At 61.0% G+C, this 24,091-nt stretch carries 13 protein-coding genes; 6 read left to right on the forward strand and 7 right to left on the reverse strand.

All coding sequences use genetic code 11. The annotated features are described in order from the left end of the window. Positions 1-12 precede the first annotated feature (12 nt). Positions 13-1,290 carry an aspartate aminotransferase family protein gene (locus ACSSVV_RS09905; RefSeq protein WP_113879387.1) on the reverse strand — a complete coding sequence of 426 codons (1,278 nt, stop codon included), beginning with the start codon at positions 1,288-1,290 and terminating at the stop codon, positions 13-15. A gap of 88 nt (positions 1,291-1,378) precedes the next feature. Then, a complete protein-coding gene (locus ACSSVV_RS09910) occupies positions 1,379-3,151 on the reverse strand; it encodes an ABC transporter transmembrane domain-containing protein (RefSeq protein ID WP_454106175.1) in 1,773 nt (590 codons plus the stop codon). 226 nt (positions 3,152-3,377) lie between these two features. Between ACSSVV_RS09910 and ACSSVV_RS09915 the strand changes: the two genes are divergently transcribed. After that, the gene (locus ACSSVV_RS09915) at positions 3,378-5,171 is read left to right on the forward strand and encodes an ABCB family ABC transporter ATP-binding protein/permease (RefSeq protein WP_454106176.1); all 1,794 of its coding nucleotides are present in this window, start codon (positions 3,378-3,380) and stop codon (positions 5,169-5,171) included. A 9-nt stretch (positions 5,172-5,180) separates the two neighbouring features. Here ACSSVV_RS09915 and recD read toward each other — a convergent pair whose 3' ends face one another. The 5 genes from recD to ACSSVV_RS09940 form a co-directional block, all read right to left on the reverse strand. Further along, positions 5,181-7,433 (reverse strand): exodeoxyribonuclease V subunit alpha, encoded by a 2,253-nt coding sequence (gene recD / locus ACSSVV_RS09920; protein WP_454106177.1) that lies wholly within the window; start codon positions 7,431-7,433, stop codon positions 5,181-5,183. Continuing rightward, positions 7,430-11,155 carry an exodeoxyribonuclease V subunit beta gene (gene recB, locus ACSSVV_RS09925; protein ID WP_454106178.1) on the reverse strand — a complete coding sequence of 1,242 codons (3,726 nt, stop codon included), beginning with the start codon at positions 11,153-11,155 and terminating at the stop codon, positions 7,430-7,432. The genes recD and recB overlap by 4 nt, the downstream gene beginning before the upstream one ends. Continuing rightward, positions 11,152-14,745, reverse strand: coding sequence for an exodeoxyribonuclease V subunit gamma (gene recC / locus ACSSVV_RS09930; protein ID WP_023011922.1), 3,594 nt, complete (start codon positions 14,743-14,745; stop codon positions 11,152-11,154). Before recC ends, recB begins: the two co-directional genes overlap by 4 nt. Positions 14,746-14,907: 162 nt before the next feature. Continuing rightward, positions 14,908-15,129 (reverse strand): hypothetical protein, encoded by a 222-nt coding sequence (locus ACSSVV_RS09935; protein ID WP_152525378.1) that lies wholly within the window; start codon positions 15,127-15,129, stop codon positions 14,908-14,910. A gap of 24 nt (positions 15,130-15,153) precedes the next feature. Continuing rightward, positions 15,154-15,621 carry a hypothetical protein gene (locus ACSSVV_RS09940; protein ID WP_023011924.1) on the reverse strand — a complete coding sequence of 156 codons (468 nt, stop codon included), beginning with the start codon at positions 15,619-15,621 and terminating at the stop codon, positions 15,154-15,156. Positions 15,622-15,777: 156 nt separating this feature from the next. On the opposite strand from ACSSVV_RS09940, the gene ACSSVV_RS09945 reads away from it, so the two are divergent. From ACSSVV_RS09945 to rbbA, 5 genes are all read left to right on the forward strand, one after another. Continuing rightward, positions 15,778-17,478 (forward strand): VRR-NUC domain-containing protein, encoded by a 1,701-nt coding sequence (locus tag ACSSVV_RS09945; protein WP_454106179.1) that lies wholly within the window; start codon positions 15,778-15,780, stop codon positions 17,476-17,478. Then, positions 17,475-19,727, forward strand: coding sequence for an ATP-dependent DNA helicase (locus tag ACSSVV_RS09950; RefSeq protein ID WP_023011926.1), 2,253 nt, complete (start codon positions 17,475-17,477; stop codon positions 19,725-19,727). The genes ACSSVV_RS09945 and ACSSVV_RS09950 overlap by 4 nt, the downstream gene beginning before the upstream one ends. Before the next feature lie 129 nt (positions 19,728-19,856). After that, positions 19,857-20,249, forward strand: a complete 393-nt coding sequence (locus ACSSVV_RS09955) for a globin domain-containing protein (RefSeq protein ID WP_011783597.1) — start codon at positions 19,857-19,859, stop codon at positions 20,247-20,249. A gap of 121 nt (positions 20,250-20,370) precedes the next feature. After that, positions 20,371-21,369 carry an HlyD family secretion protein gene (locus ACSSVV_RS09960; RefSeq protein ID WP_023011927.1) on the forward strand — a complete coding sequence of 333 codons (999 nt, stop codon included), beginning with the start codon at positions 20,371-20,373 and terminating at the stop codon, positions 21,367-21,369. Beyond that, positions 21,362-24,091: a ribosome-associated ATPase/putative transporter RbbA gene (gene rbbA, locus ACSSVV_RS09965; protein ID WP_454106180.1), complete on the forward strand. Its 2,730-nt coding sequence runs from the start codon at positions 21,362-21,364 to the stop codon at positions 24,089-24,091. Before ACSSVV_RS09960 ends, rbbA begins: the two co-directional genes overlap by 8 nt.

Here is a 24,091-nt window from a genome sequence, read left to right on the forward strand (position 1 = left end):
TAACCGCCTGGTTCAGGCGCCCACTTCCTTCAGGCATTCCTCAACAATATTCAGCCCTTCTTCCAGCACTTCGTCTTCGATGGTCACCGGCATCAGGAATCGCAGTGTGTTGCCGTGCATACCGCAACTCAGCAGGATCAGTCCTTTCTCCTTTGCCTTTTTGGTAATGGCCCCGGCCAGTTCTGGCATGGGCTTGTGACTTTCCTTGCTTTCCACCAGCTCGAAGGCCGCCATGGGGCCCAGATTGCGAGCGTTGTCCACATGGGTGAACTGCTCCTGCCATTGGTCGAACCGGGATCTAAGTTTCTCGCCCAGGCGCTGGCTCCTGCCAAGGATATCTTCTTCCTTGATGACATCGAACACCGCCAGGGCGGCGGCGCACGCGGTGGGGCTGCCGGTGTAGGTACCGCCCAGGGAGTTCGGGCCGGAGGAGTCCATCACCTTGTCCGTGCCGACGATGGCCGAGATGGGCATGCCATCGGCCATGGATTTGGCCATGGTCATAATGTCCGGCTCAATACCACTGTGTTCGATGGCGAACAGCTTGCCGGTGCGGCCAAAGCCACTTTGCACTTCATCCACGATCATCATGATGTCGTTTTCATCGCAGATCTTGCGGATGGCTTTCAGGAAACTTGGCGGTGCCGGGTAGAAACCGCCCTCACCCAGAACCGGCTCCAATACGATGGCGGCGGTTTCATGGGCCGGGGAGTCGGCTTTCATGGTCATCGCCAGGCCGCGCAGGGACTCTTCTTCGGAAATGCCATGGTAAGGCACCGGATAAGGCGCTCGGTAGACCAGGCCGGGCATGGGCCCGAAGGAGGTCTGGTAAGGGGCGGCCTTGCCGTTCATGGCCATGGTGAAGAAGGTGCGGCCGTGGTAACCGCCGTCAAAACAGATAACGTTGTTTTTGCCGGTGGCTGCGCGGGCAATCTTGACCGCGTTTTCCAATGCCTCGGCGCCGGAGTTGGCCAGCATGACCTTGCCGTGGCCTTTTACCGGCACCACTTCGCTCAGTTTCTGGGCCAGCTTCACGTAGCCCTCGTAGGGCATCACCGTCTGGCAGGTGTGCATCAGTTTGTCGAGCTGCGCCTTGACGGCCTCAACCACCCTGGGATGTCGATGGCCGATGTTCAATACGCCGATACCGCCGGCGAAATCGATCATGCGTTTGCCATCTGCGTCCCAGACCTCTGCGTTCAGGGCGTGATCTGCAAATTGATCATTGGGGCTTGCTGCGCCCGCGGCGACGTATCGCTCTTTGAGTGCCTGCAATTCTTTGTTGCTCACTTTGCGTGTCTCCCTGTGTCAGGATTAGGAATTTCTAGTACCAGTGTAGGGAGTACGCACCCAACACACAAACCGACCAACGGGGCACTCAGTGTTCTGTCTGGCTCCCCGTGTCCCGGAATTGCAGGCTGGCCAGGCGCCGGTACAGCGGGTTATCGCGGATCAACTGGTCGTGACTGCCCACTGCCAGCAGTCGGCCTTCGTCAAATACCGCGATCCTGTCGGCATCCCGCACCGTTGCCAGCCGGTGAGCAATCACCAGGGTAGTCCGGCCCTCCGTGAGCGCCGGCATGGCCCGCTGAATCAGGTGCTCGCTTTCCGCATCCAGGGCGCTGGTGGCTTCATCAAGCAGCAGAATCGGAGCGTCGGCCAACAGCGCACGGGCAATCGCCAGTCGTTGTTTCTGGCCACCGGAAAGGCCCTGGCCGGCATCACCCAGGGGCGTGTCGTAACCCTGTGGCAGGGCCTGAATGAATTCGTGGGCGTGGGCAATACGGGCGGCTTGCTCGATCTCAGCCTGATTGGCCTCGGGCCGGGCGTAGCGAAGATTATCGGCGACAGTGCCATGAAACAGGGCGGGATTCTGCGGCACCAGAGCGAAACACCGCCGCAGGTCAGCCAGTGGAACCATGGCGGTGTCTATGCCATCCAACCGGATAGAACCGGCCTGTAGCGGATAGAAACCCAGTAGCAGATCAAACAACGTGGATTTACCGGCACCGGACGGACCGACCAGGGCAAGGGTTTCACCCGGCTGGATCTCCAGAGAGACCCCGGCAAGCGCTGGCCGTTCCGTGCGCCCGCTATAGCTGAAGCTCAGGTTATCCAGAGTAATTGCACCGGTCACTGTGCCCGGGAGCCTGGCCGTTCCCGTCTCGGGACGCCGCTCCGGCTCGGTCTGCAGCAGCTCGAACAGGCGAGCTGCGGAACCGGCGGCGCGCTGCAATTCGCCAATCACCTCACTGATGGCTCCAGCCGCGACCCCCACCAGCAGGCTGTAGAACACAAAGGCTGCCAGCTCCCCCGGTGAGATTCGGCCATGAATCACATCCAGCCCGCCAATCCAGATGACAATACCGACGGCGCCCATTACCAGGGAAATCGCCAGTGTGGTCAGCCAGGCGCGCTGGCGAATCCGTTGCCGGGCAATATCGAAGGCCTTTTCAGAGACCTCGGCGAAGTAGCGGCGATCGTGAGGCTGATGATTGAAGGCCTGTACGGTTTTGATCTGGCTGAGATTCTCCCCGACATAACTGCCAACATCCGCCACCCGATCCTGACTCAGTCGGGACAGCGCCCGCACCCGGCGGCCGTAAAACAGGATCGGCGCAATCACCAGCGGAAACCCCAGCAGGATGATGCTGGCCAGCTTGGCGTTGGTGACAAACAGAAGAATCAGCCCGCCGATAAGCATCAGCGTGTTGCGCAGGGCGATGGAGACGGTGGAGCCAATCACCGATTGCAGTACGGTGGTGTCAGCCGTAAACCGGGACTGAATCTCCAGGGCCCGGTTCTGTTCAAAGAAGCTGGGCGTGAGATCGATCAGGTGATTGAATACCCGTTTGCGAATATCTGCCACCACCCGTTCGCCAATCCAGGACACCAGGTAGAATCGGGCAAACGAACCAAAGGCCAGGCCGAGTACCAGCACGAAAAACAGGCCGATGGCTTTGGCGAGGTTGTCCGGAGACTGCGTGGCCAGGCCCTGATCGACCAGAATGCGCAGGCCCTGGCCCAGACCAAGGGTGATGCCGGCGGTAATAACCAGGGCAATCAGCGCACCGATCACGGCTCGTCGGTAGGGGCTGATAAACTCTATGACAAGTCTTAGAGCTTTACGATGGTTGGGGCTGATGGTCACTCTCCTGATCGATCAAAGTTTAATTAAGCCGTTTCTTTTACGATTTGTCCTCAGATGAAGACGTATCATAGCTGTTAGCAAGAGTGCACGGGATGGGGAGCCTTTCCGGGACCGTCAAAAGCCAGGGATGGCTTTTGTCGAGCGTACAGGGATGTATTTACAGCGTGTCCCGGAAAGGCTCCCCATCTCGGGCGCTCGACATCTCCAAAAGTTCAAGGATATTGCATTGAGAGCCTACGCCGACAACGACTACCCCGCCGATCATAAGCCAGACTGGTCGATTATTTCCGGGCTGTGGCCGTATCTTCTGGAATTCAGGGGGCGGGTCGCGTTGGCTATGGCGATGCTGGTTTTGGCAAAGCTGGCCACCGTCGCCACCCCGGTGGCACTGAAATACATTGTCGACTACCTGGACCAGAACCGAGGTGCCGACATGCTGCTGTGGATTCCGGTTGTCTTGGTAGTGGCCTACGGTAGCCTGCGTTTTGGTGCCACCCTGTTCAGCGAACTGCGGGATGTCGTGTTTGCGCGGGTCGCGGAGCGGGCTATGCGGCGGGTCTCTCTGCGGGTGTTTGAACACCTGCACCAGAGGGAACTGGGATTTCATCTGGACCGTAAAACCGGTGGCCTGGCCCGGGATATTGAACGCGGCACCAACGGCATCAGCTTTCTGCTGCGCTTCACCCTGTTCAACATCGTGCCTACCATCCTGGAAATCCTGCTGGTGGCGGGCATCCTGCTGGTGGTGTTCAATGTCGGGTATGTCGTCGCCATTCTGGTGGCGGTGGTTGTGTATGTGGTGTTCTCCATCAAGATCACCGAATGGCGGACGAAATTTGTTCGGGAGGCCAACGCCCGGGATAACCAGTCCAACTCCCGGGCCATCGACAGCCTGCTCAACTACGAAACCGTCAAATACTTCAACAACGAACGCTACGAAGCCGAGCTTTACGATCAGGACCTGGATGAGTGGGAAAAGGCTCGGTTGAAGAACCGTCTGTCGCTGGCCACCCTGAACGCTGGCCAGGCATTGATCATCGGCGTGGCGCTGATCGTCATTATGGCCATGGCGGTACGCGAAGTGGCCAGCGGCGAAATCACTCTGGGTGATTTCACCATGATCAACGCCTACCTGATCCAGCTGTTCATTCCTCTGAATGCCCTGGGCTTTGTCTACCGGGAAATTCGCCAGGCCCTGGTGAATGTGGAGCGTCTGTTCAAACTGCTGGGTGACCAACCGGCAATCCAGGACGCGTCGGATGCCAGGCCCCTGGTTGTGGATAACGGAGAGGTACGCTTCGAACATATCCACTTTGCCTACCGCCCGGACCGGTTGATCCTGCAAGACGTTAGCTTCACTATCCCTGCCGGCCATACCGTGGCGGTGGTGGGCGCCAGCGGTGCCGGCAAGTCTACCCTCGCCCGGCTGCTGTTCCGCTTCTACGAGGTCGATAACGGCGCTATCCGGATTGATGGCCAGGATATTCGATCGGTCACCCAAGACAGTCTGCGTTCTGCCATCGGGGTGGTACCGCAGGACACCGTACTGTTCAACGATACGCTTTACCGTAACCTGGCGTATGGCCGCCCCGAAGCGACCGAGGAAGAAGTCTACCGGGCCGCGCGCATGGCCCACCTGGAAGATTTTATCCACAGCCTTCCAGAAGGCTACGAAACGAAAGTCGGCGAGCGCGGCCTCAAGTTGTCTGGCGGCGAAAAACAGCGGGTGGCCATTGCCCGGGTTATCCTGAAGAACCCGCCAATACTGATTCTGGACGAGGCAACCTCCTCCCTGGACTCCTTGTCCGAACAGGCCATCCTCGGTGCCCTGAAAGAGGTCAGCCACCAGCGTACTACCCTGGTGATTGCCCACAGGTTATCCACAGTTCGTGATGCCAATAGCATTCTGGTGATGGACGGGGGCCGGATTGTCGAAAGTGGCAGTCATCACGAGTTGCTGGCCCGCGATGGTCATTACGCCCGTCTTTGGGAACAGCAACATCGGAGTGAGGATAACTAATGCCCGGGGCTATTGCTCCCCGAGCCGAAGCGCCAGTCCTGAAGCCCGCACCACCTGTTGGCTTACGCTGTCTTTGAACACCTGCGCATCGCCGGTAATCAGGCTGAACCAGTTCCTGGCCCGGGTGATGCCCGTGTACACCAGTTCCTTGGTCAGTACCGGGCTGAGGCGATCCGGCAGCACCAGACAGGTGTGGTTGAATTCGGAACCCTGGGACTTATGCACCGTCATGGCGTATACCGTTTCCAGCTGTTGCAAACGGCTGGGGGAAATCCAGCGAATGCCGCCGGTGCTGTCACCGCTCGGGAAGGCCACCCGAAGGGTCGTTTTTGGCTCGCCGGTTTCGGTCTTATCCCAGGGTACACTGAAGGTGAGGCCGATATCCCCGTTCATCAGGCCGAGGTTGTAGTCGTTGCCGGTGACCAGCACCGGCCGGCCGGCGTACCAGCCGTCGGTTTTGTCGATCAGTTTTTCAGCCAGCAGCTTCTGGGCGATACGCTGGTTCAAGCCCTCCACGCCCCAGGGGCCTTTGCGTAACGCACACAGCACCTGGAAATCGTTGAAGGCTTCCAACACCTCAGCGGCGTGGGCATCCCAGGCTTCCCGGGGACTGCCGGCGGTCAAATCACAGCTGTGGATAACTTCCAGATAATGGCGATAGCCTACCGGTGTTGGCAGCGCCTGGCCATTCACCACCCGGCCCAGGCCGGCGTTGCGGAAAGCCTCCGGTGAGCCGGTGATGGCGTGGTGGCAGATCAGCTCAAGTGTCTGATCCGGATCGGGTTTTGGTGTTTGGCCGTTCAGCCAGATTACATCATCAAACCCGGCGTCTCGGATCTGACCCAGTACCTGGCTGGTGAGCTCGCTGGAGTTTACGGATTCTGCCAGTTGACGGATACCACTGTCCTGTCCGAAGCGGTAGCTCTTGCGCAACATCGCCACCGCCTGGTCGAGTGGCTGGCCGGAGTTATCCACAAGGCTATCCGGTACCTGCGCGCCGGTGATGGCGGCCAGCCAACGGGCAGTATCCGGCGTGTAGTGGGCGTCCAGGGCCCGTTGGCAAAGTTCCCCCAGCACCGCACCGGCGTCCACTGAGGCCAACTGGTCCTTGTCACCAAGCAGGATCAGCTGAGCGCTGGCGGGCAGGGCATCGAATACCGAGGCCATCAGGTCGACATCCACCATGGATGCCTCATCGATGACCAGGATATCCACCAGCAACGGATTGTCTCGGTGATGTCGGAACTGGCGGGTGTCTGGCCGGCTCCCGAGTAGCCGGTGCAGGGTGGTGACCTTGGTGGGAATGTCCTCCAGTTTCACGGAGCCGGGTAGGTCGGCCAGTGGCAGCTTGCTGACCGCACCGCCAATGGATTCGTTCAGCCGGGCGGCGGCCTTGCCGGTGGGTGCGGCCAGGCGGATACGGTACTTACGCCCTGCCCGCTCCGGGCTTTCCCCGGCCACGGCCTGCAGGGCTGCCAGAAGATTCACCACGGTGGTGGTCTTGCCGGTACCCGGACCACCGGTGATCACGGCGAAGCGGTTACGGGCGGCCAGAGCGCAGGCCAGTTTCTGGTAATCCACCGGCTCTGTGGACTGGAACAGTTTGCTGAGCGCTGTGGATAAGGTTTGGGAGGCCGCCGATTGCGGGTCGGCCAGCGGCGATGGCAAGGCCAGTCGTTGCTGAATGCCCTCGGCAATGCGTTGTTCGTAACGCCAGAACCGGCGCAGGTACAGTCGGGTGCCGTTCAGTACCAGCGGTGCCGGCACGGAGCCATCGCTCACGGCCAGAGAACCCTGCAGGGCTGCGAGGCAATCGGTTAGCTGTACCCGTGACAGCAGTTCCTGTGGATAACGCCCTTGCAGGTTGGCCACCTCGCTCTCAGACAGGCCGGTATTGGCCGGTTCTTCCGGCGGCAGCGCCAGGGTCTGGCCGGCATCGTCGAGTAGCGTGGCCAGATCGATGCATACGTGCCCCCGGCCCACCTGGTGCGAGGTCAGTGCCGCCAACAGCAGCACCAGTGGTTGCGGGCCTTCGCCCTGCTCTTCGCTGAGTTCCCTGATCAGCCGGGCAAAGCCGGTATCCAGCGGGCGAATCCAGCCGGCCTGTTGCCATTGCCCTAACAGCGCCTCGGTGTCGTCAGGATGGGCCAGCAGCTGGGAGTTATCCACAGCCTCCGGTGATTCTGTGGCCGCCCGGTTCACTGGCGTGTCGTCACCCAGGTCCAGGGCAAACTGGTTTTCGGTATGGCGGGTACGGCTCATGCAGCCACCTCCCCGGACACCGGTTCGCCATCGAACAGGGCGTCCAGTTGTTCGATCAGCATCCTGGGGGGCTTGTCGGTAAAGGCGCCGCCGCTGGCGGAGTTCACCCCGCGCAGGAACAGGTACACCGCGCCGCCAATGTGCTGGTCGTAGTCGTATCCCGGTAAACGGGCCTTCAGCAGCCGGTGCAGGGCCAGCAGGTAGAGGATGTATTGCAGGTCGTAGCGTTTGTCCAGAATCGCCTGGCCCATGGCCTGGTCGGTGTAGGCGGCGTCGTCCTCGCCCAGAGCATTGGATTTGTAGTCCAGCACGTAATACTGCCCCTTGTGTTCAAACACCAGGTCGATAAAGCCCTTGAGCATGCCGTTGAAGCGGTTGGCCTCGGCCCGGGGCCGGTCCGCGCCGTTCAGGGTGTAACGGGTGACCAGTTTGTCCAGTGTATGGATGCTGACGTTACGGCTTTCAAACCAGAACTCCAGCTCCGGGCGCAGACTGCCCAACTGCGCCAGGCTGGCGGTATCCTGGCCATTGCGATCCAGTCGCAGTGGTTTGCGGATCAGTTCCAGCAGCCAGTGTTGCAGGGGGTCCACCCAGTCGCTCCAGCCCCGGGTGGAGCAGCGGCGGGCCAGCTGCTCGTGCAGCAGCTCGGGGTTATCCACAACCCGCTGGAAGCCCTGCGCCGTGCACCATTCCAGCAATTCGTGCAGGAAGGTGCCGGGGCCGGCGCCCTTGGGGAAATGGTGATGGTTGCGCACCGCGGGCACGGGGGGCGCTTCATCAGTGTCGTCCTGGGCACTCTCTTCCAGCAGGTTCTGGGTCTGGGCGTCTTCCACCTCGCCGGTGAAGGTAATGCCGGTGCCGGCCATGCCGGTGTATTCGATGGTGGAGTAACTGGCTATCCACCAGTCTTCCTTCGCTTCCCGGTTGGAGATCAGCGCCGGGCCCAGGGCTTCCGGGGCGGTTTCGGTGAATATTGTGTTTCCGGCTTCCGGCAGCGGGGTAATCCGGATTTCCGGGCGGCCCTGGGCCAGTGAGGCCAGAGCCTGGCTAATGGGCTGCTCCGGTGTTCCGGCAATCGCATAGCCCAGGCCGCTCTGATACCAGTTATCCACAGCCGCCGCGCCCACCCAGGTGGCAAACCGGGCCCGCGTCAGGGCCACATAGAGTTTACGGATGTCCTCGCCCAGGCGTTCCTGGTCGGCCCTTTCAATGTCTTCCGGAGCCGGATCGAACACGGTCACCAGCTTGCCGGTGTCGTCGTGGTAGCGAACATACGCCTGCTTCGGGTTCTCTGCCCGGAAGGCGGTGCCGAAAGGCAGGAATACCAGTGGGTATTCCAGGCCCTTGGATTTGTGCACGGTGATTACCTTTACCAGACCGGCGTCGCTTTCCAGGCGCAGGGTGCGGTGTTCGTCTTCTTCGTCTGCCGCCCGCAGGATCTGGGTGAAGTGGTGCACCAGGGCATGTTCGCCGTCCAGTTGCAGGCTGTCCTGCTGCAGCAGTTCGGCTATGTGCAGGATGTCAGTCAGTCTTCGCTCACCGTCAGGGCGTTGCAGCAGGCGGCCGGGAACCTCGAAGTCCATCAGAAAACTACGCAGCATGGGCAATACGCCCTGGCTCTGCCACTGTTGCTGGTAGCGCTGGAAGCGCTCGATTTCCCGTTCCAGTATCAGCTCGTCGGTGAGCAGCCGATCCAGTGCCTGCCAGCTCTGGCCCAGGGTCGGTGTGGCCAGCGCGGCGCGGATGAAAGCCAACTGCCGGGGTTCGGCAAAGGCGCGCAGCCAGCACAGTACCTCGTTCGCCTCCCGGGAGGTCAATACTGAATCCCGGTCCGACAGGTACACACTTTTGATACGCCGGCGGCCGAGGGCGTCCCGCACCGCAGCCGCTTCGTTGCGGTTATTCACCAGTACGGCAATGTCGCTGGGTTCAACGGGTTCGAGGTCGTCCGGGCTGTCTGGCAAGGCAAAGCCGGCCTGCCTTCCCTGCCCCAGGGTCAACAATCGGGCGATTTCACTGGCGCAGGTTTCGGCCATTTCAGCCGTGGCGGTGCCCTTGGCGAGGCCTTTTGGGTTGCCCTCTTTGTCGGTTTCACCGGATTCGTGGGTCCAGAACACCAGGCTGGGCTGGACTTCACTCTGCACCGACCACAGCCGCCTGGTGCCGTTGGCATCGACGCCCTGGAACGGCAGCGGCGTGCTGTCGCCCTTGCCGAACAGGAAGGCGCCTCTGGCGCTGAACTGGTCGCTATGCTCAAACACCCGGTTGACGGCGCTCACCATGGTTTCGGCGGAGCGGAAGTTTTTGCCCAGGGTGTAAGTGCGTGCCTGCACACCCAGGCGGGCCTGCAGGTAGGTGTGGATATCGGCGCCCCGGAAACCGTAGATGGCCTGTTTCGGATCGCCGATCATCAGCAGGCAGGTGTCCGGTTGGTTGCCTTCTACGTTATAGATCCGGTTGAAGATGCGGTACTGCACCGGGTCGGTATCCTGAAACTCGTCAATCAGCGCTACCGGAAACTGGCGGCGGATGGTGGCGGCCAGTTGGTCCCCGCGGGGGCCGTGCAGCGCGTCATCCAGGCGGGTGAGCAGGTCATCAAAACCCATTTCCGAGCGCTGCTGCTTTTCCGCTTCCAGTCGCCCGGCAATCCAGTGGCTGGCGTGGCGCAGGATGTCGGACTTGGCACTGGGCGGGTTCTGGCCGAAGGCCAGCAAGGCGTCGATGGCGTCAAACGCCGGGTGCTGGGGTGCCGGGTCGTCGCCTTTCAGGATGTTGTCCAGACCCTCGGGGGTCTGGTTCTTGTAACCGGCAGCGCTGTCCAGCTTCTCCGGCAATAGCTCGTCGGATTCGGCCCAGGCGACCAGAAACTCCCACACCTTGAGCATGGCGTTCTTGCTACCCCCGTGCAGACGCTTGCCTTTGTTCAGATCGTTCAGCAGGTCAGTGACTTCCTGTTGCCACTGGGCCCAGGGGTGGGCTTTCAGTTCACCGGCCCGCGCGAGCCGTTCGCTGACCACCTGGTCAATGGCTTCGTGCACGCTCTGGGGCGGTGTACCCAGAGCATCCGGGTCGTCGATCAGATTACGTACCGCCTTGCGCAGATCGGTGGGGGTTTTCCAGTGGCTCAGGGCTTCGTCCATAAGGGCCGGTGGTAACGGGTAAACGAAGGTACGCCAGTAATCCCTTGCCACCTCGTCCAGCAGTTCGCTCTGGTCGGTTTCCAGGGTGAGCTTGAACAGGCTGCCGCTGTCGAAGGCGTGTTCGCTGAGCATGCGGTTGCAGAAACCGTGAATGGTGGATACCGCCGCTTCGTCCATCCATTCGGCGGCCAGCAGCAGTTTCTTGCGGCAGTCAGGCCACCTGGCCGGGTCCGGATAACTGTCATCCCGCAGCTTGTGGATAAGTGCGGTTTCCGGGGTGGGTTCGAGGTGGTCAGCGGCGTCGGAAAACACCTCGGCGGCCTGGGTCAGCCGGGTGCGGATGCGGTCCCGCAGCTCCTTGGTGGCGGCGTCGGTAAAGGTGACCACCAGCAGGTTTGGTGGCAACAGGTTCTGCAGCGGGCTGTCTTCTGCCTGGCCATGGCCCAGCACCAGGCGCACATACAGGATGGCGATGGTGAAGGTTTTGCCGGTGCCGGCGCTGGCCTCGATCAGCGCGCTGCCATTCAGGGGCAGGGCCAGCGGGTCCAGGTTCGGGTTTCGGTTGGTTCTCTGTTCCGTCATTCCATACTCCCGATTTGCTCCGCCGCCGACTTGCCCTGTTCGGCCTCCCACAGAGGCACATAAAGCTGGTGCAGCAGGGCTTCAAACTCGCCGCTCGCCATCAGTGCCTCGGGACTTTCGAAGGCACCCAGCAGGTAGCCGGTGTCCCGGTCCAGGGCGGTGGAATAGGCCTGTTCTGCTTCGCTAATGGCCCGTTCGTGGTCGCCGACAGATTTCTTGCCGCCATAGAAACTGGTGATCCAGGCAAAGCCGGCTTCGCAGTGAATGGGCAGGGTCCGGGTGGTGGCTTCCATCCAGCGGCCCAGAATGGCTTCGAAGTGCTTTTGTGCCTGCTCCGGAGCCATGACCGGGAAGTGGAATTTACGGCCTTCTTCCTTGCCCAGGATCACGGTTTCATAGGGCTGGCCACTGAGTTGCCCGGCCAGGTGAACCAACCAGTCCCGCAGCAGATTGGCGTAGCGGACTTTTTTCGAGTAACCGGAGCCGGTCAGCAGACCGGAGTTGGCGATCACCAGTCGGCACAGTTGTCCTGAAGGGTTGCAGCGCAGATTGTCGATTAAATCGACCACCTCCACTGCGCCTGTGCTATCCGAGTACCGAAACTCGAACGGTAAGGGCTCGGCCACTGCTTCCGGCCACTCGGCCAGCGCGCCGCGGTAGCGTTGAAACAGGTCTGGCAGGCGGCCGGCCAGCTCGGTGCGCAGGCGATGTTCGGTCACCCCCATACCCAAATCGCCCCGCCGGGCCATACGGTCCAGAGTGGCTTCCAGGCGTTCGTGCAACTCCTCTTCACTGGCCGCTTTGACGACACCCTCATGGATCAGCTCGTTGTCCAGGCGCCAGCGGTCCAGGCCGTTCAGGTCGAAGTTTTCGTTATCGGTGTCGTCTTCTTCCACCGCTTCAAAGCGCACCTGCAGCCGGCGCTGGTAGAAGGTGTCGATGGGCTTTTTCAGGAAATTCGCCAGCTCGTTCAGGCTGATGGGCTCTTCGGGCGTCTGGTACGGCAGCGCTTCCCGGCTCTGCTCCGGGTTATCCACTGCATGAGCGCTACGCCATTCCCGTTCATAGGTGAACAGTCCCCGGGCCTGCAGCACGTCGGCCAGGGGTTTGGGTTGGGTCTCTTCACCCTCGCCCACGCCGTTGGTTCTGGGGAAATAGTCCCGGCTGAAAGGCTGCAGCGGATGCTGGGTGGTCAGAGCCCTGGTAACAGAACCATCCGGTTGCCCCGCCACGGTCCACAGACTGTTCAGGTGGTCCTGTAACTGGCCGATGAGCACCGAGGGTGGCCGTTCGGAGTCGTCCCTGATACTGCGCCCCACCCAGCTGATGTACAGCTGTTCCCGGGCGGACAACAAGGCTTCCAGAAACAGGTAGCGGTCGTCTTCCCGGCGGGAGCGGTCCCCCGGCCGATAATCCTGGGCCATGAGGTCGAAATCCACCGGCGGCCGGGAGCGAGGGTAATCGCCGTCGTTCATGCCCAGCAGGCAGACCTTGCGGAACGGAATGGCCCGCATCGGCATCAGGGTGGCGAAGTTGACCTTGCCGGCCAGGAAACGCTGGTTCAGGCCGCCCTCATCCAGGCCCTGCAGCAGCACATCCTTGACGATATTCAGGGGCAGCGGTTGCTGTTCCAGTCCGGCGGCCAGGGCATCGTCCAGCCACTGCTCCAACTGACGGCGGAAGCGGTTGAGCAACAGCAGGTCCTGGCCTTCCACCTTGTGGAAAAACTGCTCCAGCATGGCGGAGAACAGGGCTTCCCATTCACCGGGCGTGCGGGTGGCCTGCAGTGCCTGCCACAGGGTTTCCAGCTGGTGCACGAACTCGCCCAGGCGACCGGCCAGGCTGGCTTGCAGGCCGCCGATTTCACCATAGGGCTCTACCCCGCCCCAGGGCTGGTCATCGCCCATGCCATAACCCAGCAACATGGCGCGCAGCCCGGCTTGCCAGGTGTTGCGTTCCAGCTCTGCCGGCAGGTCCAGGCTTTCCCGGTGCTTGCCATGCAGGCCCCAGCGAATATTGGCGCCTTCCACCCAGCGCCGGGCCAGAGGGATGTCGTCTTCGCTGATGTCAAAGCGGTCGCGGATGCCGGCTACTTCCAGCAAGCTGATGATTTCGCTCACACCGAAGCGGCTTCGGGGCAATGACATCAGGGTTTCCAGGGCAATCAGCACGGGTTCGTGGTGGCGCTGTCCCTGGTCGGAAATGGTGAACGGAATGTGGCGCTTGCGGCCCGGCGAGTAGCGACCGAACACCGCCTGAATATGAGGCGCGTACACGTTGATGTCAGGCACCATCACAATTACATCCCGGGGCCGCAGTGTCGGATCGGCATTGAACGCAGCCAGCAGCTGGTCGTGCAGAATCTCCACTTCCCGCTGGGGGCCGTGGGCGTCGTGGAACACTACGGAATGGTCGCGGGTCAGATCCACCGTGCGCTGCTGCTGGCGGATTTCCTGCAGTGGCGTCAGGTTGTGGATATCGTTCTGCAACTGGTGCAGCAGGCAGGGGTTATCCACATCGCCATGGTCGGTGAAGATGTCGATCTTCTGGCCGGGCGTCTGGAAACTGGCGTGGTAGTCGTCCGGGTTGTCGAACTCATCCAGCAGGCGAATGTAGTCCCGGCCCTGTTTGCCCCAGGCCGCCAGCAACGGGTTGGCGTGCTGGTGCAACTGGTCCGGGTCGTCAATTTGCGACAACACCGGGTGTGGCGCGCCCCGCTTGCGTTCGGCTTTTAACAGTTCCCGGTCGCTGATGATGTCGGCCCAGTAGAACTGGCAGGGGTTGTGGACGCACAGCACCACCTGGCTGAACCGGCTCAGTACATACAGGGCTTCCAGCGCCTGCCGGGGCAGCGACGATACTCCGAACACCACGATGCGCTTGGGCAAGCGACTGGCATTGGCCGGTTCGCTGATGCGCTGGCCCTGGGCCATAAAGCGGGTGTGGATTTGCGAACGGCTGGTGTGGGCCTCGCTGCCCACGTCCTCGACCAGCTTGCGCCAGAGCAGGGGCTGCCAGCAGGCTTCCGTATCCAGAGCTTTCTCCTCGCCCCGGGCCGTGATCACCACATCCTTGCTCTGTTCCCAGGCCGCGAGCCAGTCGGCCCGGAACACCTGGTACTGGTCGAACAGATCCGCCACTTTCTCCGCCAGCTGGAAATTGCGCAGATCGGTATCGCGGCCGTCCAGGAATCGCGCCAGTGGTGTGAAGGCCTCATCCTGCCCCACCAGCTCCGGCAACAATCGGTACAGCCGCCAGACCAGGCGGCGCTTGTCGAAGGGGGACTGCTCCGGTACTTCGCCGTCGGGCAACACCGCCCGATAGGCCTGCCAGATGAACCGGGCAGGAAACAGGAAATCCATGCCGGCGGCAATGCCCAGGCCGCCTTCCACGCCATCCTCGGTGCGCTTCTCTGCCAGCGCCAGCTTCAGCCACTGGGCAATGCCGTTACTCTGCACCAGAAAGGTCTCGCTCTGTAGCGGCGGCATGGGGTTCTGCCGGCAGATATAGACCACGGCGCGGCGCAGGTCTTCCAGATGGTTGGCATGGATGGCGTGAAAGCCGGGTTCAATGGCGGTAGAGTCGGCCATGGTTTTCCTTGTCTGATGAACAATTCAATCCTTGGGCCACAGCTTACCGCAGTTGGCCGAGAATACGGACCGTCAGGCGTACTCCATCGTAACCTGACGGAGCGATGCGGGCAGTCGTGATTGTTCAAAAGACAGAGGTTGCGAATCCGGATGACGGCCGGGTCAGGAATGCCGCAGACAAGCCAGAAGCAGATGACGAACCTGGCTCTGGGAGGACGCATCCAGACAAGAGAAATCCTCGGCGTGCAACTGCCTGTTTTGCATCAGCCTGGCCAGACTTTTGGTATCAATGCTGATGCAAACCCGATCATGATGCCGGCTCTCCAGCCAGCTCAGATCTTCAATCTTGTGCGCCTGAACCGGGTTCGGGCGTGTGAAGGGCATACCCATAGCTCCTCCGTAAACCTGTCAGTGCATGGCCATCGCCGGACGTGTTGTCGGCGTTGTGAACGGGAACGAGGGCCAGTTCAGGTACTCGGCAAAGAATGCCGAATGACGACGATGATCCAGCAATACCTCCAGACACTCATCGGTGCTGCATCGACCGGTTATACCCGGGCAGGGCTCGCTGGATTGCAGGCTGTCCAGAGCCCGGAAAAGCACATGCTCGGCGGCGCTGATGTCGCCACGGTCGCGGAGCGCCCGGCATACCAGTATCGCCGCCAGGGTCAGCTCTACCTGCATGCAGTCCGGGTGATGTTTACGGGCCAGGCACGCCAGATCGAAAGCACTGCCGGTGGCGGCCACCAGCTTGTCGGAATCCTGGTTTTCACTGAAGGTAAAGGCATATTCCATCCAGAGCAGCCATAGATCATTTTTCTCGTTCAGGGAAAGACTGGCAAACATCCGGCGGTGGCGTGGGCAGAGAAATTTCATGGCGTCCTCCTTGTCGTGATGCAAATGATAATAGTTATCATTAAGTGGATTGGCAAGGCTCGTGATGATTAATTTTTGTGCATGGAACGGGTTTGAGCCTGCCCGCCTTCCGGCGTAAAGTTTGTGCCTCTTTGCCAATCCAACGTCTGCATTCCTATGAGCAAGCACCGACCAGTTCCCGCCAGCCTGGATGATCCACTTTATTATCTGGAGAACATGGATATTCTGGTGGCCTGGGTAGCGAACCACCACGCGGACCTGTTAACGGAACAGGAGCGAAGCCGGTTGGCGGCCTATACGGACCTCGCCACCGGGCCCCGGGCGCTGCTGACCCGCATGGTAATGCGCACCGGAGAGCTTTTCCGGGCCGACAAGCTGCGTTATCCCGAACTGCCGGTGCCGGAATCGGAAGCACTCAGGATACTGGTGCACGCGGGCTGGCTGGATCCTGCGCCGGAGCTAAGCCTGGACGACCTGTTCCGGCTGTTTACCCTGGCCGAATTACGGCCGGTGTTCGCCGATTGGCTGCAACAGCAGGGTCACCCGAAAACCCTGGGCAAGGCCCAGATGCGGGAGCTGCTGGCGGAACCGTTCAATGCACCAAGAGCCCTGGGGGCTTGGCTGCCTGGTGGCGGTGAGGCTTCGACTGTGGTCCGGTTGCAGGACATGGCCTTGTTCGATCGCATCCGCCTGATGTTCTTCGGCAATCTGCGCCAGAGCTGGACCGACTTTGTGCTGGTGGAACTGGGCGTTCAGCAGTTCGAGTCTGTGCCATTTACTCCGGCATCCCGGGCCTTCCAGCAGCGGGCCGAGGTGGATTGCTACCTGCAGATGCACCAATGCCGGGAACGGCTCGACAATGGCGAACCGGCGGTGGACGTCTGGCCCGATGTCCCGGGCCCTGTGGATAATCCCTGGCTTGCCAGCCGACGGGACCGTTTATTGCTGGAACTGGGCCGGCAGGCGGAGCGCCAGGGCGAACCGGAACTGGCACTTGAGGTCCTGGAAAACAGCGGTCACCGGGAAGCGCGGCTGAAACAGCTTCGCTTACTGGAACGGATGAAGCGTTTTCAGGAAGCCTGGGCCATAGCCTGTCAGTGGCGAACCAGTGCACTGAGCGACGCCGAAGCCCAGGGCCTGGCCCGGTTGCTGAAGCGGCTGGCGCCGAAGGTAGGGGCCGACCAGCCCGAGCCTGTGGATAACCCCCCACTGCAGGAATTCACCCTCACATTGCCGAAGCCGGACACGGGTACGGTGGAGTGGGCAGCGCTGCAACATCTGGCCACGGATGACGCCCCGGTGTTCTATGTGGAAAACACCCTGATCAACGCCCTGTTCGGGCTTCTGTGCTGGCCGGTGATCTTCCAGCCCCTGCCCGGCGCTTTCTTCCACCCTTTCCACATTGGCCCGGCAGACCTGACCCGGGAAGATTTTGTGGCCCGTCGCCAGCAGGCGTTCGAGCAAAGGTTCCGTTTGCTGGACACCGGCGCCTATCGCAGGGAAATCCTCGACACCTATAAGAACAAGCAAGGCATCGCCAATCCCTTCGTGTTCTGGCCGGTTTTGGATGAAGCTCTTTTGGAGCTGGCCCTGCACTGCATTCCCTCGGGCCACCTGGAGGCCCTGTTCCGACGCCTGCTCAACAACATCAAGGAACACCGCAGCGGCTTCCCGGACCTGATCCGTCTGGTGCCAGAAGCAGACCACCCGGAACAACGCTATGAAATGATTGAGGTGAAAGGCCCTGGCGACCGCCTGCAGGACCATCAGGTGCGCTGGTTGCAGTTCTTCGCCCGGCAAGGCATCCCGGCCAGCGTGTGCTATGTGCGCTGGCAGGATGATGAGGCCATTGTGTGAAAGTTGCTGTCCGCACTTTGTGTGAGTTCGCGGCCCGCCACGGCGACCTGGATTTCCGCTACACCCCTGCACCCACTGCAGAGGAGGGCATAGCCGGCCATCAGGTCATCCAGTCAAAGCGTGGCTACGGCTACAAAAGCGAGTTTTCAGTGACCGGTCTCGTTCTTGGAATGGAGCTGTCCGGCCGGGTTGATGGTTACCATCCGCACAAGAACCGGCTGGAAGAAATCAAGACTCACCGGGGCGATGTGTCCCGCATCCGCCCTCACCAGCGGGCTTTGCACCGGGCCCAGTTACGGGCCTATGGCGCTTTGCTGTGCCGGCAGGAAAACCGCAAGAGCGTGGAACTGGCGCTGGTCTACTACGACATCGGCCGGGACAAGGAAACGTTGCTCACCGAAACCGCCAAAGCCGACGAGCTCTGGCAGGAACTGGAAACCCTGTGTGGTCTTTACAAAGCCTGGGCGGAGCAGGAAGAACACCATCGGGAACAACGAGACGCCCTGCTGGCCAACCTGCGCTTTCCCTTCCCGGACTTTCGCCCCCGGCAACGGCAGCTGGCGGAAACCGTGTACAAGAACTCGGTCAGAGCCGGCACCCTGCTGCTGGAAGCACCTACCGGCCTGGGCAAGACCCTGGGTACCCTGTTTCCGGCCCTGATGGCAATGCCTGCCGCCAGGCAGGACCGGCTGTTCTACCTCACCTGCCGCAATACCGCCCGGCAGCTGGCGCTGGATGCTGTGGATAAGTTGCAGCATGCCCGGGATGAGTTGCAGCCCTGGCCTTTGCGAGTTCTGGAACTGGTATCGAAGGACGACGCCTGTGAACACCCGGACAAAGCCTGCCACGGCGATTCCTGCCCGCTGGCCAAGGGCTTTTTTGACCGCCTGCCCGATGCCCGGGCCGAGGCGGTACAGAGCAAGGAGCCGTTAACTCAAGAGACATTGGCGAACATCGCCGCCGGTCATGATATTTGCCCCTACTTCCTGGCCCAGGAAATGGCCCGCTGGAGCGACCTGGTGATTGGTGATGTGAACCGGCTGTTCGATCAGTCGGCCCTGCTGAACGGCCTGATTCGCCAAAACCACTGGCAGGCCAGCGTGCTGGTGGACGAAGCCCACAACCTGGTAGACCGGGCCCGGGGCATGTACTCGGTGCAACTGGAACAGCAGCGCTTGCTGAAGCTGAAAAAGACCGCCCCGAAACCGGTGAAAGCCGCCCTGAATCGCACCGCTCGGGCCTGGCAGGCGCTGATCCGGGATCACGGCGAACAGGCCCAGCCGGTGTTCCTCCCGATTCTGCCGTCGCAATTGCTGGGTGCCCTGCAGGCCATGGTCTCGGTGATCACCGACTACCTGGCTGACAACCCCCCGGACCTGGCCCTGCAGGAAGTGATGTTCGAAAGTGTGGCCTTCATGAAACTGGCGGACAGCTTTGGCGATCATTCCCTGTGCGAATTCCAGCGCAGCGGCCGTGGCCGGGCCCGCCTGACCATCCAGAACCTGATCCCGGCGGATTTCCTCATTGAGCGCTTCAAAGCCGCTCACTCGGTGCTGCTGTTCTCCGCAACCCTCAGCCCCGGCGTGTATTACCGGGACTTGCTTGGTTTGCCGGAAGACGCCCGCTTCACGTCCCTGCCCAGCCCGTTCAGCGCCGGACAACTGAAGGTTGAGTTCACGCCCGGCATCAGCACCCGGCAGGTGCATCGTGAAGCCAGCCTGCAGCCCATCGCCGAACTGATCGCCAAACAGTACCGGGAACGGCCGGGCCACTACCTGGCGTTCTTCAGCAGCTTTAAATACGCCAAAGAGGTGAGCGATGCGTTGGCAAACCAGGCACCTGATATTCCCCAGCGTTCACAACAACCGGGGATGAGCGCGGAGCAGCGTCGGCAGTTCCTGGCGGACTTTCGGAAGCCTGAAGGCAGCATCGCTTTTGCGGTGCTCGGCGGCGTGTTCAGCGAAGGCATCGACCTGCCTGGTGACCAGCTGATTGGCGCCTTTGTGGCCACCCTTGGCCTGCCACCGTTTGATGCCTGGCATGAAATCCTCAAAGACCGTCTGCAACAACGATTTGGCGAAGGCTATAACTACACCTACCTGATCCCCGGCCTGCAGAAAGTGGCCCAGGCCGCTGGCCGGGTGATCCGCACTCCGGAAGACCGGGGGGTAATCTGGCTGATTGATGACCGTTTTCTGAAACGACCGGTGCGGGGCCTGTTGCCGACCTGGTGGTTCACCAACACCTGATTCAGAGAGCGTCAAATTGTCGCGATCGACGTCAGTTGTTACATATCACTATGGAAAAAACTGTTCGCTTGCTTAGAATCCGTAGCCCTTAATGACAATCCCCCCGATGATCAAGGACACTGATTGCAAATGAACCCGACCGATCTTGTTTTCCAGAGCTATGGTCGCTGCTGCCGCAAGGATGAATTCTTTGTGGATTTCTACGACTTCTTCATGTCCAGCTCCGATGCCATCCGCAACCGGTTTCTGAACACGGATATGTCTGCTCAGCGCCATCTGCTGCGTAACGGTGTGATGCAGATCATCCTGGTTGCCCGGGGTATGTCCGACCGCAAATTGCGGGATCTGGGAGAAAGCCATAATCGCCACAATTACAATATTCAGCCTGAGTGGTACGACCTCTGGCAGGAGGCATTGCTGAAAACGGTCCGCGCTCACGATCCGGAATACACGCCCGAACTCCGAGAGGCGTGGCGTAGCGTGCTCAAGCCCGGTATCGACCTGATCCGCGGCGCTTACTGAGTTCGTGGCAAGCTGACGGGCGGGATAGATTGGAAGCTATCTTGATTCCCGTCAGCCTGAACGTCACACTTCTGCTCTATACTTACCCTGTCATACCTATTCTTCCCCTCAAGGACGACACATGGCCCAGAAAAGCACCAACACCGCTCCCAAACTTTTTCTCGTTGTGCTGATCGTGGCCCTGATTGCCGTTGCAGCCTGGTACCTGATGCCGAAAGGCGATCAGGTGCCGGAGCATATTGGCTCTGGTAACGGTCGTATTGAAGCCACCGAAGTCGATATTGCCACCCGAATATCCGGACGCCTGGAATCTTTCGAAGTCCGCGAGGGCGACATGGTTGAAGCCGGCATGTTGCTGGCTGTGATGGATACCGACGAACTTGAGGCCAGCCTGGCAGCGGCGCAAGCCAGTTTGCACCAGGCCGAGCAGAGCCGGCGACTGGCCGAGGCCGTGGTGGCCCAACGGGAAAGCGAGCGTCGGTATGCCCAAGCCGAACTGGCCCGTATTGAATCGCTGGCCGATCGGGGCCATGCCTCTCAGGAGCAGTTGGACCGCGCCCGTACCGCGGCGGAAACCGCCGAGGCGGCATTGCAGGCCGCCAGAGTACAAGTGGCGTCTGCCGATGCCAGTATCGAAGCTGCCAAAGCCAGTGCCCGCCGTATCCAGACCAATATTGATGACAGTCAGTTGACCACGCCGGTGGGTGGCCGGGTTCTGTATCGGCTGGCGGAGCCGGGCGAGGTGCTGGCCGCCGGTGGCAAAGTAGCCACGGTACTGGATGTCACCGATGTGTACATGACCATCTTCCTGCCCACAGCCCAGGCGGGCAAAGTCCGGGTTGGCTCTGAAGCCCGGATCGTTCTTGATGCCCTGCCGGACTATGTGGTGCCAGCGGAAGTCAGCTTCGTCGCCGCCGAAGCCCAGTTCACGCCGAAGTCTGTGGAAACCCGCAGCGAGCGGGAGAAGCTGATGTTCCGGGTTCGTATCCGGATTGATCCGGAGTTGCTCAAAGCCTATCGGGACCGGGTGAAAACCGGCGTACCGGGCGAAGCCTACGTAAGACTGGATGAGGGCCAGCCCTGGCCCGAGAGCCTGAAAGTGGCTTTGCCCAATGACTGAGACCGTGGCCCGGCTGGAAGGAGTCAGCCATCGCTACGGGGAAACCGATGCGCTGTCTGAACTATCCCTGACGTTTCCGTCTGGCTGCATGGTTGGGCTGATCGGCCCGGACGGGGTGGGCAAATCCACACTGTTGGGCCTGCTTGCCGGTGCCCGTGAGTTGCAGACCGGCGAGTTGCAGGTGCTTGGCGGCGATATGCGCAGCCAGAGGTTTCGTAACCGGGTCGCCCCCCGCATTGCCTATATGCCCCAGGGACTGGGCGGTAATCTCTACCATACGCTGACGGTGGACGAGAACATCGCCTTCTTCGCCGATCTGTTTGGTTTGCGAGGCCCCTCCAGGAAGGATCAGATTGACCGGTTGCTTGAAGCTACTGGGTTGTTGTCTTTCCGGGACCGTCCCGCCGGCAAGCTGTCCGGCGGTATGAAACAGAAGCTGGGGCTGTGCTGTGCCCTTATCCACAGCCCCGATCTTCTGATTCTGGATGAACCCACCACCGGCGTGGACCCCCTCTCCCGCAAGCGTTTCTGGGATCTGATCGATACCATTCGCCGGCAACGCAGCGGTATGAGCGTGTTGGTGGCCACGGCCTACATGGAAGAAGCCGAACGTTACGACTGGCTGGTGGCCATGGACGAGGGCAAGGTACTGGCCACAGGCTCACCGGCAGAACTCCGTGAGCAGACCAATACCGAGACGCTGGACGATGCCTTCATCGCGCTGTTACCCGAAAACCGGCAGGTGCAGGAAAGCGGCGATACGGCTAATGCTGCGCAGCGAGGGCCAACCGGGGAAAATCAAACGCCGGCCATTGAGGCTGAGCATCTGACCCTGCGGTTTGGCAGCTTTACGGCGGTTCGTAACGTCAGCTTTTCCATCCCGAAAGGCGAGATCTTCGGTTTTCTGGGATCCAACGGTTGTGGCAAGACCACCACCATGAAAATGCTCACCGGATTGCTGACCCCAACGGAAGGCGAAGTCCGGCTGTTCGGTGAACCACTGGATGCCAAAGACCTGGCTACCCGGCAGAAGGTGGGCTACATGTCCCAGGCCTTTTCGCTCTATGGCGAACTCACCGTGCGCCAGAATCTGGATCTGCATGCCCGGCTGTTTCACCTGCCGGACACCAGAATCCCGGAGCGTATTTCGGTTCTGGTTCGGGAGTTCGGTCTTGAAGATGTACTGGACCAGCGAGCAGGCGCCCTGCCACTTGGGGTTCGCCAGCGGCTGTCCCTGGCCGTGGCCGTGGTCCACGAGCCCGAATTGCTGATCTTGGATGAACCTACCTCAGGCGTCGACCCGGGGGCCCGCAACCGGTTCTGGCAATTGTTGATGCGCCTGTCCCGGGAAGATGGCGTGACCATTTTTATCTCCACTCATTTCATGAACGAGGGTGAGCGCTGCGACCGGATCTCACTTATGCACGCGGGCGAAGTACTGGCCTGCGATACGCCGGCCCGGTTGATTGAAGCCTCCGGCACCGACAGCCTGGAAGGCGCGTTCATGAAAACCCTGGAAGCGGTGGATAAAGAGCCGGAGACCGGCGCCGACCAACTGGCTCTGGAGCCCACCAGTCATGGTGACAGGCCGACCGTGTTCAGTCCCCGGCGCTTGCTGGCTTATGCCACCCGGGAAGCGAGGGAACTGTTGCGAGACCCCATTCGAATGGCCTTCGCCTTTATCGGTTCCGCGTTGTTAATGCTGATCCTGGGTTACGGCATTACCCTGGATGTAGAAGACCTGTCGTTCGCCGTGCTGGATCGGGACCAGACACCCCAGAGCCGGGATTACATAGCGGCGGTGTCCGGCTCCCGGTATTTCCTGCAGCAACCGGAGTTGCAGAATATGGAAGAGCTGGAGCGACGCATGCGCTCCGGCGAGCTAAGCCTGGCTATTGAGATTCCGCCAGGCTTCGGCAAAGATCTGAAACGGGGCCGGCCGACCGAAATGGCGGTCTGGGTGGATGGTGCCATGCCCTTCCGGGGCGAGACCATCCTGGGTTACGTTGAAGGCATGCACATCAGTTACCTGACGGAGCTGGCCCAGCGCACTCTGGGCGTGGTACCCACGCTGACACTGGTCACGCTGGAGGACCGGTATCGCTACAACCAGGACTTCCGGAGCCTGGATGCGATGGTGCCAGCGGTTATCCCCATTCTGCTGATCTTCATCCCCGCCATTCTGATGGCCCTGGGCATTGTTCGGGAAAAGGAACTGGGCTCCATCACCAACCTGTACGTCACTCCGGTTACCCGTGTGGAATTCTTGCTGGGCAAACAGTTGCCCTACATCGCGTTCAGCATGATCAGCTACGTGAGCCTGGTCTTGCTGGCGGTGTACGTGTTTGATGTCGAGATCAAAGGCAGCCTGCTGACGCTCACCTTCGGCGCCCTGCTCTTTGTGACCGCCACCACGGCCCTGGGTCAGGTAATGTCGACCTTTGCCTCGACCCAGATTGCAGCCCTGGCGGCCACTGCGATTCTCACCATCCTGCCGACCGTGCAGTTCTCCGGCCTGACCGAACCGGTGTCGTCCCTGAGCGGTGCCGGCGCATTGATCGGTCCCGTCTGGCCGGCGACCTGGTTCCTGCAGATCAGCCGTGGCGTGTTTACCAAAGGCCTGTCGCTGGCGGATATGCAGGGCGCGTTCCTGGCCCTGGCGGCGTTCGTTCCGGTGCTGACCGTAATGGCGGTGGCGTTGCTCAGAAAACAGGGGCGCTGA

It is taken from the genome of Marinobacter sp. MBR-105 (assembly GCF_053628895.1).